Raw genomic sequence first — 15,525 nt, 5'->3', positions numbered from 1 at the left:
GTTCTTGGAAAGGTCGACATGACAGAAAAAAACAAAAAATTGATCGCTGGCAACTGGAAAATGAATGGCGTGCAAGCTGCGCTGAAGGAAATTGAGCAAATTGCTGCAAAAGTTGGCGACTATGCTGACAAGGGCACTTTTTTGATATGCCCGCCAGCAACTCTTTTGGCAGGTGCGAGAGCTGTGGCGGGCGATGCTCTGCACATTGGGGCGCAGGATTGCCACAGTGCCACAAGCGGTGCCTTTACCGGTGACATCAGTGCGCAGATGATTGCAGATTTGGGCGGAAGCTTTGTTATTGTCGGCCATTCCGAGCGGCGCGAGGGCCATAATGAAAGCAACGAAGCGGTTAAAGCCAAGGCCGAAGCGGCGCTGGAACAGGGAATTAAACCGATAATCTGTTGCGGTGAAACGCTTGAACAGCGCGAAAAAGGTGAAGCGATTGGCTTTGTGACCCAGCAAATTGCTGATTCGACACCGGATCGTTTGAGTAAGGATGGCGAGATTGCCATTGCCTATGAGCCAATCTGGGCAATTGGCACTGGCAAGACCGCATCCGCAGATGATGTGGCGGAAATGCACATGGCGTTGCGCAAGACATTGGTGGATAAATTTGGTGACCGCGGCCACACAATCGAAATTTTGTATGGCGGATCAGTCAAGCCGGAAAATGCCAATACATTGCTGCACACGCAGGATGTGGATGGCGCATTGGTTGGTGGCGCAAGCCTAAAAGCGGAGAGCTTTTTAGGGATCGTTGCGGCGCTTTAAATCGGCGACAACAAAAAAACGCCAATTTTGTCTAGCCAATTGCTGACATAATGTGTAGAACGCACGCTGATTTGACATTCAACAGATAAGTGTTTTCACCATGGAAACAGTATTGATCGTAGCTCACCTTTTTATTGTGGTGGCGCTGATTGCAGTAATTTTGATGCAACGCTCTGAAGGCGGCGCGCTCGGCATGGGCGGTGGCGGTGGCGGCGGGGGCTTTATGTCTGCGCGCTCATCGGCGAACCTCTTGACCCGGACGACCGGCATTTTGGCGGCGCTGTTTTTCGCGACATCGATTGGCTTGACCGTTTTGGGGCAGTTGGACAATCGTGCCGACAGCATCTTGGAACGGGCGACAGACCAGACTGACGGCGACGTGACAGTGCTTGATGCCCTGAACAATCTGCAAGGGGACACACCGGCCAACGAAAACGAGCTGGATCTGCCCGTGCCGACAAATAATGAGGCGGCACCGGACGAGTCATCCGAAACACCTTCTCAGTAAGCTGTTGAAAAATTTGGAATGATCAGACGGGGGGTTTTATCCCCCGTCTTTTTTTGGATATGTGCAATTTTACGGCTTCGAATCATGGCCGTTCAGTAGTAAGGTAAAAGCCCATGGCACGGTATATATTCATCACTGGTGGCGTGGTTTCCTCTTTGGGTAAAGGGCTGGCTTCGGCCGCACTTGGCGCAGCGCTTCAGGCGCGCGGCTATAAGGTGCGTTTGAAAAAGCTGGATCCCTATCTCAACGTGGACCCGGGCACCATGTCTCCTTATCAGCATGGTGAAGTTTTTGTCACCGATGACGGGGCAGAAACGGACCTTGATCTTGGGCATTATGAGCGGTTTACCGGACGGTCGGCGAACCAGCAGGATAACATCACCACAGGTCGGATTTATCAAAACATAATTGCGCGGGAACGGCGCGGCGACTATTTGGGCGCCACAGTGCAGGTGATCCCGCATGTGACGGACGAGATCAAAAATTTTGTTCTGGCCGATAATGATGATTTCGACTTTGTGCTGTGTGAAATTGGCGGCACGGTGGGAGACATTGAAGCGTTGCCGTTTTTTGAAAGCATTCGCCAATTGGGCAATGAATTGCCGCGGGGCGATGCGGTTTATATGCATCTGACTTTGATGCCCTATATCCCCAGCGCTGGTGAGCTAAAAACCAAACCAACGCAGCACTCGGTGAAAGAGCTGCGCTCGATCGGTATCCAGCCAGATATTTTGCTTGTGCGGTGCGATCGCGAAATTCCCCAGAGCGAACGGCGCAAACTTTCTTTGTTCTGTAATGTTCGGGAAACGGCAGTTATTCAGGCTCTCGATGTCAAAAGCATTTATGATGTGCCGGTGGCCTATCATGATGAGGGTCTGGACACCGAAGTTTTGGCAGCGTTTGGCATTGAAGATGCCCCAGCGCCCGATATGGGCAAATGGCGAGAGATTTCCAAACGTATTCACAACCCGGATGGGGAAGTGACCATTGCGGTGGTGGGCAAATATACTGAATTGCTCGACGCCTATAAGTCGCTTAATGAGGCTTTGGTGCATGGTGGCATTGCCAATCAGGTCAAGGTGAATGTGCAATGGGTAAATGCCGAGCTGTTCGAGCAGGACGATCCATCGCCCTACCTTGAAGGTGTGCATGGCATTTTGGTGCCCGGTGCCTTTGGTGAGCGCGGTGCAGAAGGTAAGATTGCTGCAGCGAAATTTGCCCGTATTCGTGATGTGCCATATTTCGGCATTTGTTTCGGCATGCAAATGGCTTGCGTTGAAGCCGCGCGCAACACGGCCGGGATCAAAAATGCCTCGTCAACAGAGTTTGGCCCTGCCAAAGAGCCGGTTGTTGGCTTGATGACCGAATGGATGAAGGGCAATGCGTTGGAAAAGCGCAGCCAGGAAGGTGATTTGGGCGGCACCATGCGGCTCGGGGCTTTTGAAGCGCAATTGGTGCGCGGCTCCCGTGTTGCCGATATTTATGGGTCAACCCGTATCTCAGAACGTCATCGTCACCGCTGGGAAGTCAATATGGACTATCGCAAGGTGCTTGAATCAAATGGTCTTCTGTTCTCTGGCCTTTCGCCAGACGGCGAGTTGCCTGAGATTGTGGAGCGCACCGATCATCCCTGGTTTATCGGCGTGCAGTTCCACCCGGAACTGAAATCACGTCCGTTCGAACCGCATCCTTTATTCCGCTCGTTTGTGCACGCTGCGCTTGAGCAGAGTCGTTTGGTTTAGGTGAACTATGGCAGAGATTGTGAATTTGCGGCAGGCCCGCAAGAACAAACAGCGAGAAGAAAAAGAAAAACTCGCCTCTGCCAATCGCCACAAACATGGGCAAACAAAAGCCCTTAAAAAGCTGCACGAAGCGCAGAAAAGGCTTTCACAAAAGAAGCTGGATCAACAAAAGCTGAATAAGGACGATTAGGCCGCACCATGCGGCCTTTTTTATTGGATTGAAACCAAACTGGGGTCTCAACCGTTCTGACAATGTAGATTTCAATGAGGAGAGGGTTTTATGAAAACCGCGAAAGACTATTTGGACGAAGCGAGTAAGGTGGTTGAACGTATCGATGTGGAGCAAGCCAAGGCGCAGCACGGCCAGCCTGAAAGTGTTTTTATCGATGTACGCGACAGCGCAGAGATCGAAAAAAGCGGTACAGTTGAGGGAGCGTTGCGCATTCCAAGGGGGTTTATTGAATTTGCAGCCGATCCCGACACCCCATTTTACGACTCGCGCTTAACAAAGGATACCAACCTTTATCTGTTGTGCGGCGCCGGCGGCCAAGCGGCATTGGCTGGTAAAACGCTCAAAGAAATGGGATATAAATCAGTGACCAATATCGGCGGCTTCAAAGACTGGAAGGAAGCTGGCGGTCCGGTTGAGGGCGGTCAATAAGCCGAAAATCTCATGAATTGGGCGGCGCAAATTGCGCCGCCTTTCGCAATTCAGGACCACACTCAAGTGAAACAGACTTTGCATTGTGATGAATTAGCGCTAAGAAAGCGGCCAAATCACTACATTTGAGGAGTTTTTCATGTCTGCCATTATTGATGTAACCGGCCGTCAGATTTTTGATAGTCGTGGCAATCCAACCGTTGAAGTCGATGTTGTTTTGGATGATGGCAGCTTTGGTCGGGCTGCTGTACCTTCGGGTGCGTCCACCGGTGCCCATGAAGCAGTTGAACTGCGCGATGGCGGCGATGCCTATAAAGGCAAAGGTGTCATGAACGCTGTGGATGCGGTCAACACCCACATTTTCAATGAGATTCAAGGCATGGATGCGTTGGATCAGCGTTCGATCGATCAGGTGATGATTGATTTGGACGGCACCAGCAACAAGGCCAAACTGGGCGCCAATGCAATTTTGGGCGTGTCGCTTGCGGTGGCCAAGGCGGCTGCTGAATCATCCGCATTGCCACTTTATCGCTATGTGGGCGGCGCCAACGCGCATTTGCTGCCCGTGCCGATGATGAACATCATCAATGGCGGCGAGCACGCCGATAACCCAATCGATGTGCAGGAATTTATGATTATGCCCGTCGGTGCGGAAAACATCGCGGATGCGGTACGCATTGGCAGTGAGGTGTTCCATACGCTCAAAAAGGGTCTGAGCGATGAGGGACACAACACCAATGTGGGCGATGAGGGGGGCTTTGCGCCGAACCTGTCCTCCACCAACGCCGCGCTTGATTTTATCATGCAGTCCATTGAAAAAGCGGGCTACAAGCCGGGCGAAGATGTGTATCTGGCGCTCGATTGTGCCTCCACCGAATATTTCAAGGACGATAAATACCATCTGAAAGGCGAGGGCAAAGTGCTCGACGCTGGCGAGATGGTGGATTATCTGGCCAAGCTGGTCGACAATTATCCGATCATTTCCATTGAAGACGGCATGGCCGAAGATGATTGGGACGGCTGGAAAGCACTGACCGAAAAGATTGGCGACAAGTGCCAGCTGGTGGGCGACGATTTGTTTGTGACCAATTCAGAACGCTTGGCCTCTGGCATCAAGATGGGCGTTGGCAACTCAATTCTGGTGAAAGTAAACCAGATTGGCACCTTGACCGAAACCATCAATGCCGTGGATATGGCGCACAAAGCCAATTACACCTCTGTGATGTCGCACCGTTCCGGCGAAACCGAAGATGCAACGATTGCTGATTTGGCAGTTGCGCTTGGGTGTGGCCAGATCAAAACCGGTTCATTGGCCCGGTCAGACCGGTTGGCAAAATATAACCAGCTGATCCGCATTGAGGAACAGTTGGGATTTGCCGCCGCTTATGCCGGGAAGGGCATTTTGAAAGGCTAATTTGCTTTTGACTTCAAAGTTTGAAGGAGCGTCCTTTTGGGCGCTCTTTATGTTTTTGAAAGAAGGCGTTAACGGCTTGTTTGGTATAGTCCAGCCAGTTTAGTTTTGCGTCATTAAAGGTTGATATGCCCACCCGCCTTAAAAAACCTTCCATCGCCAATAAATTGCTGATCACGGCAGCCTTGCTGGCTTTTCAGGGATATTTGGCGCATCACGCGCTCAATGGGCAATATGGCGTTGAATCCCAAAAACAGCTGGTTGAACGCAAGGCGACGCTGATGGCGCAAAATGAGGCGCTTGAGGCTCAAATTGAACGCGCTAAAAATCGCAACTCTTTGCTGGTTGCCGATCGGCTCGATCCTGATATGCTAAGCGAGCGGGCACGGGGGCTTCTGGGATGGAGCAACCCCGATGATATATTGATCGCGATAGAAAAAGAATAACTTATTTCGAGTTAATATTTGTTTTTAACCTGAAATCAGTTAAGATCAATTATTCCAAACAAAACAATAGCTTGATTGAGTTTTTGCTTGTTTCTGAATGCTTTGTTTTGTGTATCACCCCAACTAGAATACGTCTCAATGACGGAACAATCGGGTCCAAATGGAGATTTCTATGCCTAAAAAGACCGATGCGGCGGCCAAGTCGAGCACAAAGGCCAATATGCCCGCGTTCACCAAGGAAGAAGAACTGCACGCTTATAAAGAGATGCTTTTGATCAGGCGCTTTGAAGAAAAAGCGGGTCAAATGTACGGGATGGGGCTGATTGGCGGTTTCTGTCACCTCTATATCGGTCAAGAAGCTGTTGTGACCGGAGTGCACATGGCCTCAAAAAAAGGCGACTACTCGATCACCGGCTATCGTGATCACGGCCATATGTTGATTGTGGGACTTGAACCGAAAGCCGTGATGGCCGAATTGACCGGGCGTAAGGGCGGCTTGTCCAGAGGCAAGGGCGGCTCGATGCACATGTTCTCCAGTGAGGAGCGCTTTTATGGCGGCAATGGCATTGTGGGTGCACAGGTGAGTTTGGGTACTGGGTTGGCCTTTGCAGCGAAATATAAAGAAGAAGACAATGTGAGCCTGACCTATTTGGGCGATGGCGCGGCCAACCAGGGGCAGGTTTATGAGAGCTTCAATATGGCGAAGCTTTGGAGCCTGCCGGTCGTTTATATTATTGAGAACAACAAATATGCTATGGGCACCAGCTTGGAGCGCTCTGCCGCAACCACTGACCTGTCTCAGCGCGGTGCGTCATTCGACATTCCCGGCGAACAGGTAGATGGCATGGATGTGCGCATGGTGCGCGACGCTGCCGAACGCGCCATCAAGCATGCGCGTGACGGCAAAGGCCCCTATATCCTCGAAATGCTGACCTATCGCTATCGCGGCCACTCTATGTCTGACCCGGCGAAATATCGCTCCAAGGATGAAGTGCAATCCATGCGCACAGAGCGTGATCCGATTGAGCAAGTGAAGGCCCGTTTGCTCGAAAATGACTGGGCAACAGAAGACGAGCTGAAAAGCATCGATAAAGATGTCCGTGCTGTTGTGTCTGAAGCAGCCGACTTTGCCACCAATGATCCAGAGCCCGATCCAGATGAGCTCTACACCGATATCACCGTAGAAGTTTAAGTCAGCGAGATCAGGAGAATTTAGATGCCAGTAGAAATTACGATGCCTGCATTGTCGCCGACGATGGAAGAGGGCACTTTGTCCAAATGGTTGGTGAAGGAAGGCGATGAGGTTGCGGCCGGCGATGTGATTGCCGAAATCGAAACCGATAAAGCCACCATGGAAGTGGAAGCTGTTGACGAGGGGACGATCGGCAAAATCGTTGTTGAAGAGGGCACGCAGAACGTCAAAGTCAACAGTGTGATTGCAGTGTTGTTGGAAGAAGGCGAAAGCGCTGACGATATTGATTCAGACGCCTCACAGTCTAAATCCCAAGAGCAAAGCAGCGACGACGCGTCAGCAGAAAAATCCGATGATGGTGAAGCGGCGCAAGAGCAAAAGGATTCTGAAGAGTCTGGCCCGAGCGAAGAAGAAAAACCTTCTGTTCCTGCTCAGCCAGCTTTCAATGCTGAAGAAGATATGGAAGTGCCAGAGGGCACAGAAATGGTCTCCACCAGCGTGCGCGAAGCGCTGCGCGATGCCATGGCCGAAGAAATGCGCGCCGATGGCGATGTGTTTGTGATGGGTGAGGAAGTTGCCGAATATCAAGGCGCCTACAAGGTCACTCAAGGCTTGCTGCAGGAATTTGGCGCCAAGCGGGTTGTCGATACCCCGATCACCGAGCATGGCTTTGCCGGTTTGGGCGTGGGTGCGGCATTTGCCGGGCTGAAGCCGATTGTTGAGTTTATGACCTTCAACTTCGCCATGCAGGCCATTGACCAGATCATCAACTCAGCGGCGAAAACCCGTTATATGTCTGGTGGTCAAATGAGCTCACCGATCGTGTTCCGCGGCCCGAATGGCCCGGCCGCACGGGTTGGCGCGCAGCACAGCCAAGACTTTTCTGCGTGGTATGCCCACGTCCCTGGACTGATTGTGGTGTCACCCTACACGGCGGCAGATGCGAAAGGTTTGCTGAAGTCAGCAATCCGCAATCCCAACCCGGTCGTGTTCCTCGAAAACGAATTGTTGTACGGCCAATCATTTGATGTGCCGAAGCTGGACGACTGGACGGTGCCCTTGGGCAAAGCCAAAGTTGTGCGCAAGGGCGCAGATGTCACGCTTGTGTCGCATTCAATGGGCATGCGTTATGCCACGGAAGCCACGGAAAAACTGGTGGAATCAGGTATTGACGTTGAGCTGATCGATTTGCGCACTTTGCGGCCACTGGATATGCCGACCATCGTGGAATCAGTCAAGAAGACCGGTCGCTGTGTGACCGTGGAAGAAGGCTGGCCGCAAGGGTCAATCGGCTCCGATATTGCGGCACGTTTGATGGATGAGGCGTTTGATTATCTGGATGCGCCAGTTGCCCGCGTGACGGGTAAAGACGTGCCCCTTCCATATGCGGCGAACTTGGAAAAGTTGGCTTTGCCGTCGACCAAAGAAGTGATCGAAGCCGTAAACGCCGTAACGTATCGCCAGATTTAGGGAGTAATCAGGGATGACAATCAATATTACGATGCCCGCACTTTCGCCCACCATGGAAGAGGGCAATTTGGCGAAATGGATGGTCAAGGAAGGCGATAGCGTCGCAGCAGGCGATGTGATCGCTGAAATAGAGACCGACAAGGCGACCATGGAAGTGGAAAGCATTGACGAAGGGACTGTGGGCAAGATCCTCGTTGAGGAAGGCGCTCAAAACGTCAAGGTCAATAGCGTGATTGCAGTGTTGCTGGAAGAAGGCGAAAGCGCTGACGATATTCCTTCTGATGTTGGTGCCGATGCGCCTTCGGAAAAGAAGGAAAAGGCGAAGTCCGAAGAGAAGTCTGCGGAAAAATCTGAGGCCAAGGCTGACGAGAAACCTGCGCCGAAGGAAGAGACAAAGCCTGAGCCTAAAGCCGAGAAGGCACCTGCGCCGAAAAAAGACGGCAATCGTCAGTTTGCCTCGCCGCTTGCCCGTCGCCTCGCGAAAGAAAACAGCATTGATATCAGCGCATTGAGCGGATCAGGCCCAAAAGGTCGGGTCGTGAAGCGGGATATCGAAAAAGCCTTGGAAGAAGGCGTGCCGCAGCAAGCCGCACCAGCCGCCGCCCAGCAGGGGGCCAAATTGGCCACCGGCATGTCAGACGCGCAGGTGACTGCGCTTTATGAAGACGGCACTTATGATGCGGTGCCGAATGATGGCATGCGCAAGACCATTGCTGCCCGTTTGACAGAAGCAAAGCAGACTGTGCCGCACTTCTATTTGAACATGGACTGCAAGCTGGACAATCTTTTGGAAGCCCGCGCCAATATTAATGCGCAAGCCAAGAAGGATGAGAACGGCAAGCCGGAATATAAGCTTTCTGTGAATGATTTTATCGTGAAGGCCTGGGCGATTGCCTTGCAGCAAATCCCAACCGCGAATGCCACTTGGGCTGGCGAAAGCACGCTGTTGCACCACCATTCTGATGTGGCGGTTGCCGTGGCGGTGCCTGGCGGCTTGTTCACCCCTGTGGTGAAGAAGGCTGAACAAAAGAGCTTGCGGCAGATTTCTGAAGAAGTGAAGGATTTTGCCAAACGTGCCAAATCGAAAAAGCTGGCCCCGCATGAATATCAAGGCGGCTCCACAGCGGTTTCCAATTTGGGCATGTTCGGCATTAAGCATTTTTCCGCTGTGATCAACCCACCACATGGCACCATTTTGGCCATCGGCGCGGGCGAAGAACGGGTCGTTGTGGAAAATGGCGAGATTACCGTTGGCAACTTTATGACGGTGACCTTGTCTTGTGACCACCGGTCAGTTGACGGGGCGCTAGGGGCAGAAGTGCTGGGCGTGTTCAAATCGTTGATTGAAAATCCGGTGATGATGTTGGCCTAAAAGCAATTATTCAGAGGATTTATGAAACGCTTTTTAATTATATTTTTTGCAATAGCGCTGCTGCCATTTTCGGCAGCAGCAAAAGACATTAATGCTGAACGGGTTTCCTCAAGGGAAACTCGTGAAATCAGTTATGCTGACCCCAAATCCGCGTTTGGAGAGATTTCCAATCACACATTTACGTTTAAACGCATGAAGGGTACAGCACGACGAGGCAAAGATGCTTTCCCCTTTGGTGGCACCGTAGTGGCCTACTTTGCTCCAAACGGCAAAATTTTGGTTTGGGCGAAAAGAGAAGAGAAGGTACACGCTGGCAAATGGTGGATCGGCAAAGCCAAAGATGAAAAAGTTGGCAATCTTATTTGCATGGATTTTGCCAACCATCGCGAATTGGGGCTTTGCGGCGTGATCAAGTATTTTGGTAAAAACATTTACTATCGTGCCAAGGGCAACGTATTCAACTTACGAGCGGGTGCAGCTGTACCCAAGGTCGTCCGGTCTCATTCACGAGACTTGCAAGATATCGCCGATAGATTGGGTATGTAGATGAAAAACATTCTCGCCTTTGGCGATTCATTGACATGGGGATATGATGCGGCGACACAGACGCGGCATCCGTTTGAGGCGCGTTGGCCAAGTGTTTTGGCCGATGGCCTGAAAATGCCTGTGCAAATGCTCGCTGAAGGCCTGAATGGCCGCACGACTGTGTTTGACGATTATTCGGCAGCTTCAGAGCGCAATGGCGCCAAGATGCTGCCGAGTGTTTTGGCCACACATGAGCCACTTGATCTGGTGATCATGATGCTGGGTACAAACGATATGCGGCCCCATATTTGCGGCAACGCAGCAGGGTCTGCAGCCGGGATTGGCCGTTTGATTTCAATCGTCAAAACATTTCCCTACAAAGCCAACCACAAAGTGCCGCAAATTTTGGTTGTCTCGCCGCCACTTACTGAGCGCGGGGGCGACAGATTTGCAAATCATGTGATGCAGGGCGCGGTGCCGCTGTCCCGTCAATATGCCGATGCCTATCGGTTGGTGGCGGAAGAAAATGATGTTTCCTTTTTTGATGCGGCGAAACATGTGAGCCCGGATCCGATGGACGGGTTTCACCTAGATCAAGAAAATACAAAAAAACTGGGCAAGGCGTTGATCCCCGCGGTCAGCGATATTTTGGCCTCTTAAGAGCTTTGATGAAAGGCAATATGCATGGCAAATCAAACGGCTAATCAATATGATCTGATCGTTATCGGCGGTGGGCCAGGCGGTTATGTCGCCGCTATTCGCGCGTCACAACTTGGTATGAAGGTTGGCGTGGTTGAACGTGAGCATATGGCCGGCATTTGTTCGAACTGGGGATGTATCCCGACCAAAGCCTTGCTGCGCAGTGCGGAGATTTATTCGCATATGGGCCACGCCAAAGACTATGGCCTTAAAGCAACCGAGTTTGATTTTGAAATTTCAGATGTCGTGAAGCGTTCACGCCAGATCGCGGCGCGGATGAATAATGGCGTGTCCTTCTTGATGAAGAAGAACAAGATCGACATCATCTGGGGCGAAGCCAAGTTGAAAAAGGGCGGCGAAGTTGAAGTTGGCCCCTCCAGTAAAACGGCAATGGAACCTGCTGTGCCCGCGCCAAAAGGTGTATTGCCGCACGGGACCTACAAAGCCAAGCATATTATCGTTGCAACCGGTGCGCGGCCGCGCATTCTGCCGGGCATTGAGCCGGATGGCAAAAATATCTGGACCTATTTCGAAGCGCTGGTGCCCGACGAAATGCCAAAATCGTTGTTGGTGATGGGCTCTGGGGCGATCGGCATTGAGTTTGCCAGCTTCTATGCTTCCATGGGCGCAGAAGTGACTGTGGTGGAGCTGCTGCCTCAGATCATGCCGGTTGAAGACAAAGAAATCTCTGCCCATGCCCGCAAGCGCTTTGAGAAACGCGGAATCAAGATTTTGACCGAAGCAAAGGTGGCCAAGGTTGAGAACGGCAAAGGCGGCGTAACGGCGCATATCGAGCTGAAGGATGGCCGCAAGGAAAAAATCGAAGCCGAGAAGCTGATTTCAGCCGTGGGCGTGCAAGCGAACGTTGAGAACATTGGTCTCGATGAAGTGGGCGTGAAGACCGAAAAAGGCTTTATCGTCACTGACGGCTTCTGCAAAACCAACGTGGATGGCGTTTACGCCATTGGTGACGTGGCCGGCCCACCGATGCTGGCCCACAAGGCAGAGCACGAAGGCGTGCTGTGTGTTGAAAAAATCGCCGGCATGGATGTCCATCCGATGGACGACAACAAAATCCCGGGCTGCACCTATTGCGAGCCACAGGTAGCTTCTGTCGGTTTGACGGAAGAACAAGCGAAAAAGACCGGACGGGAAATCCGCGTCGGCCGCTTCCCCTTTGTGGGCAATGGCAAGGCGATTGCGCTGGGCGAACCTGATGGTTTGGTGAAAACAGTGTTTGATGCCAAGAGCGGGGAGTTGCTGGGCGCCCATATGGTGGGTGCGGAAGTAACCGAGCTTATTCAGGGCTTTGTGGTGGCGATGAACCTTGAAACCACCGAGGAAGAATTGATGCATACGATCTTCCCACATCCCACATTGTCCGAAATGATGAAAGAGAGCGTACTTGACGCCTATGATCGCGCCCTCAATATATAGGGCATGAACAACGGTCCCAAGAAGGCCAAACGGGTTTAAGGATTTATCATGGTTACATTGCTGGACAACACCAAACGGGGCAAAGCCGATGTGCGGCACCCGGAAAAGGCACACAGACCAGACAATGAGGTGTTGCGCAAACCGGATTGGATTCGGGTGAAGGCACCAGGGTCCAAAGGCTATAATGAGACCCGCAAGATCGTGAAAGACAATTCTATTGTCACGGTTTGTGAGGAGGCGGGTTGCCCCAATATTGGCGAATGTTGGGACAAGAAGCACGCCACCATGATGATTATGGGTGAAATCTGCACCCGTGCTTGCGCCTTTTGCAATGTCCGCACAGGCCTGCCGACCGCGCTTGACCCGAAAGAGCCGGAAAATGTGGCCAATACCGTCAAAATGCTGGATCTAAACCATGTGGTGATCACCTCAGTCGACCGGGACGATTTGGAAGATGGCGGTGCGCAGCATTTTGTGGATGTGATTCAGGCCGTGCGCGAGGCATCGCCAAAAACCACAATCGAGATTTTGACGCCCGACTTTTTGCGCAAAGACGGTGCGTTGGAAACTGTGGTGGCGGCGAAACCAGACGTGTTCAACCATAATCTGGAGACGGTGCCGTCCAACTATCTGACGGTTCGGCCCGGGGCGCGCTATTTCCACTCCATTCGCTTGTTGCAAAAGGTGAAAGAGATTGATCCGCAAATGTTCACCAAATCCGGCATCATGGTTGGCTTGGGTGAAGAACGGAATGAAGTGCTGCAATTGATGGATGATCTGCGGGTTGCCGATGTGGACTTTTTGACCATCGGGCAATATTTGCAGCCCACCAAGAAGCATCACAAAATTGACCGTTTCGTCACGCCAGACGAGTTTAAGGCATTTGAGCGGATCGCATATACCAAGGGCTTCTTGATGGTCTCTTCCTCACCCTTGACGCGCTCTTCGCACCATGCAGGCGACGATTTTGAAAAGCTGCGCAAAGCGCGGGATGCCAAAAAGTAAGCTGATTTATGACCAAGATCGCGTTCGAACGGCATGTGTCCTATACGCCGGAACAAATGTTTGATCTGGTGGCAGATCTGCGCGGCTATCCGACTTTTGTGCCCAATTGCTCCAATATGCATGTGCGGCCCGGACCGACGGACACCAGTTGCTATGCCCGGATGGGCATAAGCTTTGGGCCTATCTCTCAGGATTATGAGAGCCGGGTTGAGCTAGATCGACAAAACAAGCGCATTCGGGCGACCGCCGTGGATGGCCCTTTTTCGCACCTGGAGTCGGAATGGCTGTTTTTGCCGGAAGGTGAAGGCACCCACATTCAATTCAAGGTGGATTTTAAACTCTCCAACCGCCTGATTGCTGCGGTGGCGGAGCCTTTGTTCGCCACAAAGCAGGAAGAAATCATGGATGCCTTTGTGCGCCGGGCAGGCGAACTTTACGGCAAGTGACGCTGATCGAGCCGCGCCAGCACCAAGGTGAGGGCAACGCGTACCGTTTCTTCGCGCACTTCGTCGCGCTCCATTTCCTTAAAATTGCGCACGATATGGCACGAACCATCTTCGTCGGCGCAGGCAAAATGAACTAAGCCCACCGGCTTTTCCGGTGAACCACCGCCTGGCCCTGCTATGCCAGTGACCGCCACCGAAATTGTGGCACCCGAAATCCGCTGCGCTCCTTCAGCCATGGCGCAAGCCACTTCCTTTGAGACCGCGCCCACATCCTCAAGCAAATGGACGGGCACGCCCAACATTTGGGTTTTCGCTTCATTGGAATACGTCACATACCCACCAAAAACAGCTTCGGAAGAGCCCGGCACTGAGGTGAGCGCACCGGCAATCAGTCCGCCGGTGCAGCTTTCGGCTGTAGCGATTGTGGCTTGTTTGGCAATTAATTGCTCAATGGTGATTTGCGCAAGGTGCAGCACATCATCTTCAAGCATCATCTAATCCTTTACTGGCACCTCAATGGTGACCGCCGCTTGAGCCGCAATACCTTCCTTGCGGCCCGTGAACCCGAGTTTTTCCGTTGTTGTGGCCTTCACGGAAACACGAGACATTGAAACATCAGCAATCTGCGCGATGCGTTGTCGCATTTCTTCGCAATGCGGCCCGACTTTGGGGGCTTCACAGATCAGTGTCAAATCCAAATGCACCAAACGGCCAGCTCTCTCTTTCAGTCGAGAGACCGCATGCTCAAGAAAGATGGCGGAATCCGCCTGATGCCACTCCATGTCACTGGGTGGAAAATGCTGACCGATGTCACCATCGGCCATGGCGCCATAGAGTGCGTCGGTGAGGGTGTGTAGCGCCACATCGGCATCTGAGTGGCCCTTAAGTTTCGCCGTGTGGGGGATTTGAATGCCACCCAGCGTGACATGGTCACCCGTCTCAAAGGCATGCACATCGAACCCGGTGCCGACGCGGGTTTCCATTCTCGGGATCAAGGTCATCTCTGCACGCTCCACATCCTGAGCTATGGTAATTTTATAATTTTCCGGTGTTCCTGGCACAATCTTCACATTCATGCCGGCCCATTCAGCGATGGAAGCATCATCGGTAAACAGCTGGTCTGTCTTGGCCGCCTGCTGATGGGCAGCGTAAATCTCGGCAAAGCGAAAGGCCTGAGGGGTCTGCGCCAGATGATGGATGGTCCGATCCAGTGTCCGCTGGATTGTTTGATCCTTGTCGGCTTGCTTGAGCGTGTCCGTCACTTGTAAGGCTGGTATAGCACCCCCTGAAGTGATAGCGGCATCAATGGTTGCATCAATCAGCTCGTTGGACACAAACGGGCGCGCTGCGTCGTGGATCAAAACAATATCCGGCGGTGAGGTGGTGGCCGACAGGGCATCCAGTCCCGCCAACACAGATTGTTGACGCTCGGCACCGCCGAGGGCGGGGGACAACAGGCGTTTGTCGCCCAACCCCAATGCCTCATAAAAATGATGATGATCGGGACTGATCACGGGCAGGATAATATCCACCGTTTCCGCTTGCAAAAAAGCGTTGACGGTGCGGGTGAGCAGTGGCACACCCGCCACTGGCTGATATTGCTTTGGGCGCGCCACATCGGTGCCCATACGACGCCCCGCGCCTGCGGCAACAATGATAACGGCAATCTTTTGGTTTTGGCGGGTCATAATTCATCCTGCGTAATCTGTTCCGGGTTTAGCGGGGACGGGATTTTATGGCAAGAGATAGCTCAGCCGCGGACCTGTTCTTTACAATCTCGGGTCTTAATTGATCGAAAATTCAGCAAATTGGTTGCAAAATCACCAAATTTTGTCTACAA

17 protein-coding genes are annotated in these 15,525 nt (G+C 52.4%); 15 read left to right on the top strand and 2 right to left on the bottom strand.

The features are described 5' to 3' along the window. The first annotated feature begins 18 nt into the window (after positions 1 to 18). From tpiA to L1I42_RS08475, 15 genes are all read left to right on the top strand, one after another. The gene (gene tpiA / locus L1I42_RS08545; protein WP_236114052.1) at positions 19 to 771 is read left to right on the top strand and encodes a triose-phosphate isomerase; all 753 of its coding nucleotides are present in this window, start codon (positions 19 to 21) and stop codon (positions 769 to 771) included. 100 nt (positions 772 to 871) lie between these two features. Continuing rightward, positions 872 to 1,279 carry a preprotein translocase subunit SecG gene (gene secG, locus L1I42_RS08540; RefSeq protein ID WP_236114051.1) on the top strand — a complete coding sequence of 136 codons (408 nt, stop codon included), beginning with the start codon at positions 872 to 874 and terminating at the stop codon, positions 1,277 to 1,279. A 113-nt stretch (positions 1,280 to 1,392) separates the two neighbouring features. Next, entirely contained in the window at positions 1,393 to 3,021 is a 1,629-nt protein-coding gene (gene pyrG / locus L1I42_RS08535) for a CTP synthase (RefSeq protein WP_236114050.1), read from the top strand. Between the two features lie 7 nt (positions 3,022 to 3,028). Beyond that, complete coding sequence (locus L1I42_RS08530; protein ID WP_236114049.1) at positions 3,029 to 3,211, top strand: DUF4169 family protein; 183 nt, start codon at positions 3,029 to 3,031, stop codon at positions 3,209 to 3,211. 90 nt (positions 3,212 to 3,301) lie between these two features. Then, the gene (locus L1I42_RS08525) at positions 3,302 to 3,682 is read left to right on the top strand and encodes a rhodanese-like domain-containing protein (protein WP_236114048.1); all 381 of its coding nucleotides are present in this window, start codon (positions 3,302 to 3,304) and stop codon (positions 3,680 to 3,682) included. Between the two features lie 139 nt (positions 3,683 to 3,821). Beyond that, positions 3,822 to 5,096 carry a phosphopyruvate hydratase gene (gene eno / locus L1I42_RS08520; protein WP_236114047.1) on the top strand — a complete coding sequence of 425 codons (1,275 nt, stop codon included), beginning with the start codon at positions 3,822 to 3,824 and terminating at the stop codon, positions 5,094 to 5,096. Between the two features lie 125 nt (positions 5,097 to 5,221). Further along, entirely contained in the window at positions 5,222 to 5,539 is a 318-nt protein-coding gene (locus tag L1I42_RS08515; RefSeq protein WP_236114046.1) for an FtsB family cell division protein, read from the top strand. Positions 5,540 to 5,711: 172 nt separating this feature from the next. Then, the gene (gene pdhA, locus L1I42_RS08510; protein ID WP_236114045.1) at positions 5,712 to 6,731 is read left to right on the top strand and encodes a pyruvate dehydrogenase (acetyl-transferring) E1 component subunit alpha; all 1,020 of its coding nucleotides are present in this window, start codon (positions 5,712 to 5,714) and stop codon (positions 6,729 to 6,731) included. Positions 6,732 to 6,755: 24 nt separating this feature from the next. Then, positions 6,756 to 8,201 (top strand): pyruvate dehydrogenase complex E1 component subunit beta, encoded by a 1,446-nt coding sequence (locus L1I42_RS08505; RefSeq protein ID WP_236114044.1) that lies wholly within the window; start codon positions 6,756 to 6,758, stop codon positions 8,199 to 8,201. A gap of 13 nt (positions 8,202 to 8,214) precedes the next feature. Then, entirely contained in the window at positions 8,215 to 9,573 is a 1,359-nt protein-coding gene (locus L1I42_RS08500) for a pyruvate dehydrogenase complex dihydrolipoamide acetyltransferase (protein ID WP_236114043.1), read from the top strand. 21 nt (positions 9,574 to 9,594) lie between these two features. Continuing rightward, positions 9,595 to 10,119, top strand: a complete 525-nt coding sequence (locus L1I42_RS08495; RefSeq protein ID WP_236114042.1) for a hypothetical protein — start codon at positions 9,595 to 9,597, stop codon at positions 10,117 to 10,119. Then, positions 10,120 to 10,758, top strand: coding sequence for an SGNH/GDSL hydrolase family protein (locus tag L1I42_RS08490; protein ID WP_236114041.1), 639 nt, complete (start codon positions 10,120 to 10,122; stop codon positions 10,756 to 10,758). A 24-nt stretch (positions 10,759 to 10,782) separates the two neighbouring features. Continuing rightward, complete coding sequence (gene lpdA / locus L1I42_RS08485) at positions 10,783 to 12,234, top strand: dihydrolipoyl dehydrogenase (RefSeq protein WP_236114040.1); 1,452 nt, start codon at positions 10,783 to 10,785, stop codon at positions 12,232 to 12,234. A 48-nt stretch (positions 12,235 to 12,282) separates the two neighbouring features. Then, positions 12,283 to 13,239, top strand: coding sequence for a lipoyl synthase (gene lipA, locus L1I42_RS08480; RefSeq protein WP_236114039.1), 957 nt, complete (start codon positions 12,283 to 12,285; stop codon positions 13,237 to 13,239). 8 nt (positions 13,240 to 13,247) lie between these two features. Continuing rightward, complete coding sequence (locus tag L1I42_RS08475; protein ID WP_236114038.1) at positions 13,248 to 13,685, top strand: type II toxin-antitoxin system RatA family toxin; 438 nt, start codon at positions 13,248 to 13,250, stop codon at positions 13,683 to 13,685. On the opposite strand, the gene L1I42_RS08470 is transcribed toward L1I42_RS08475, so the two are convergent. Both L1I42_RS08470 and L1I42_RS08465 read right to left on the bottom strand, forming a co-directional pair. Beyond that, complete coding sequence (locus L1I42_RS08470; RefSeq protein WP_236114037.1) at positions 13,673 to 14,176, bottom strand: CinA family protein; 504 nt, start codon at positions 14,174 to 14,176, stop codon at positions 13,673 to 13,675. The genes L1I42_RS08475 and L1I42_RS08470 overlap by 13 nt on opposite strands. A gap of 3 nt (positions 14,177 to 14,179) precedes the next feature. After that, on the bottom strand, positions 14,180 to 15,373 hold the full coding sequence (locus tag L1I42_RS08465) for a bifunctional 2-C-methyl-D-erythritol 4-phosphate cytidylyltransferase/2-C-methyl-D-erythritol 2,4-cyclodiphosphate synthase (RefSeq protein ID WP_236114036.1): 1,194 nt from the start codon (positions 15,371 to 15,373) through the stop codon (positions 14,180 to 14,182). Between the last annotated feature and the right edge of the window lie 152 nt (positions 15,374 to 15,525).

The organism is Maritalea mediterranea, from assembly GCF_021568695.1.
Lineage (GTDB): Bacteria > Pseudomonadota > Alphaproteobacteria > Rhizobiales > Devosiaceae > Maritalea > Maritalea mediterranea.
The sequence above is the reverse complement of the archived record's forward strand: the minus strand, read 5'-3'. Positions and strand labels throughout refer to the sequence as shown.

What these genes read in the sequence shown, in the direction of transcription:
- pdhA (WP_236114045.1), top strand. Translation starts at nt 5,712, where the DNA reads ATGCCTAAAAAGACCGATGCGGCGGCCAAGTCGAGCACAAAGGCCAAT.
- eno (WP_236114047.1), top strand. Translation starts at nt 3,822, where the DNA reads ATGTCTGCCATTATTGATGTAACCGGCCGTCAGATTTTTGATAGTCGT.
- L1I42_RS08490 (WP_236114041.1), top strand. Translation starts at nt 10,120, where the DNA reads ATGAAAAACATTCTCGCCTTTGGCGATTCATTGACATGGGGATATGAT.
- L1I42_RS08470 (WP_236114037.1), bottom strand. Translation starts at nt 14,176, where the DNA reads ATGCTTGAAGATGATGTGCTGCACCTTGCGCAAATCACCATTGAGCAA.
- L1I42_RS08465 (WP_236114036.1), bottom strand. Translation starts at nt 15,373, where the DNA reads ATGACCCGCCAAAACCAAAAGATTGCCGTTATCATTGTTGCCGCAGGC.
- L1I42_RS08495 (WP_236114042.1), top strand. Translation starts at nt 9,595, where the DNA reads ATGAAACGCTTTTTAATTATATTTTTTGCAATAGCGCTGCTGCCATTT.
- L1I42_RS08500 (WP_236114043.1), top strand. Translation starts at nt 8,215, where the DNA reads ATGACAATCAATATTACGATGCCCGCACTTTCGCCCACCATGGAAGAG.
- L1I42_RS08525 (WP_236114048.1), top strand. Translation starts at nt 3,302, where the DNA reads ATGAAAACCGCGAAAGACTATTTGGACGAAGCGAGTAAGGTGGTTGAA.
- L1I42_RS08475 (WP_236114038.1), top strand. Translation starts at nt 13,248, where the DNA reads ATGACCAAGATCGCGTTCGAACGGCATGTGTCCTATACGCCGGAACAA.
- secG (WP_236114051.1), top strand. Translation starts at nt 872, where the DNA reads ATGGAAACAGTATTGATCGTAGCTCACCTTTTTATTGTGGTGGCGCTG.
- tpiA (WP_236114052.1), top strand. Translation starts at nt 19, where the DNA reads ATGACAGAAAAAAACAAAAAATTGATCGCTGGCAACTGGAAAATGAAT.
- pyrG (WP_236114050.1), top strand. Translation starts at nt 1,393, where the DNA reads ATGGCACGGTATATATTCATCACTGGTGGCGTGGTTTCCTCTTTGGGT.
- L1I42_RS08530 (WP_236114049.1), top strand. Translation starts at nt 3,029, where the DNA reads ATGGCAGAGATTGTGAATTTGCGGCAGGCCCGCAAGAACAAACAGCGA.
- lpdA (WP_236114040.1), top strand. Translation starts at nt 10,783, where the DNA reads ATGGCAAATCAAACGGCTAATCAATATGATCTGATCGTTATCGGCGGT.
- lipA (WP_236114039.1), top strand. Translation starts at nt 12,283, where the DNA reads ATGGTTACATTGCTGGACAACACCAAACGGGGCAAAGCCGATGTGCGG.
- L1I42_RS08505 (WP_236114044.1), top strand. Translation starts at nt 6,756, where the DNA reads ATGCCAGTAGAAATTACGATGCCTGCATTGTCGCCGACGATGGAAGAG.
- L1I42_RS08515 (WP_236114046.1), top strand. Translation starts at nt 5,222, where the DNA reads ATGCCCACCCGCCTTAAAAAACCTTCCATCGCCAATAAATTGCTGATC.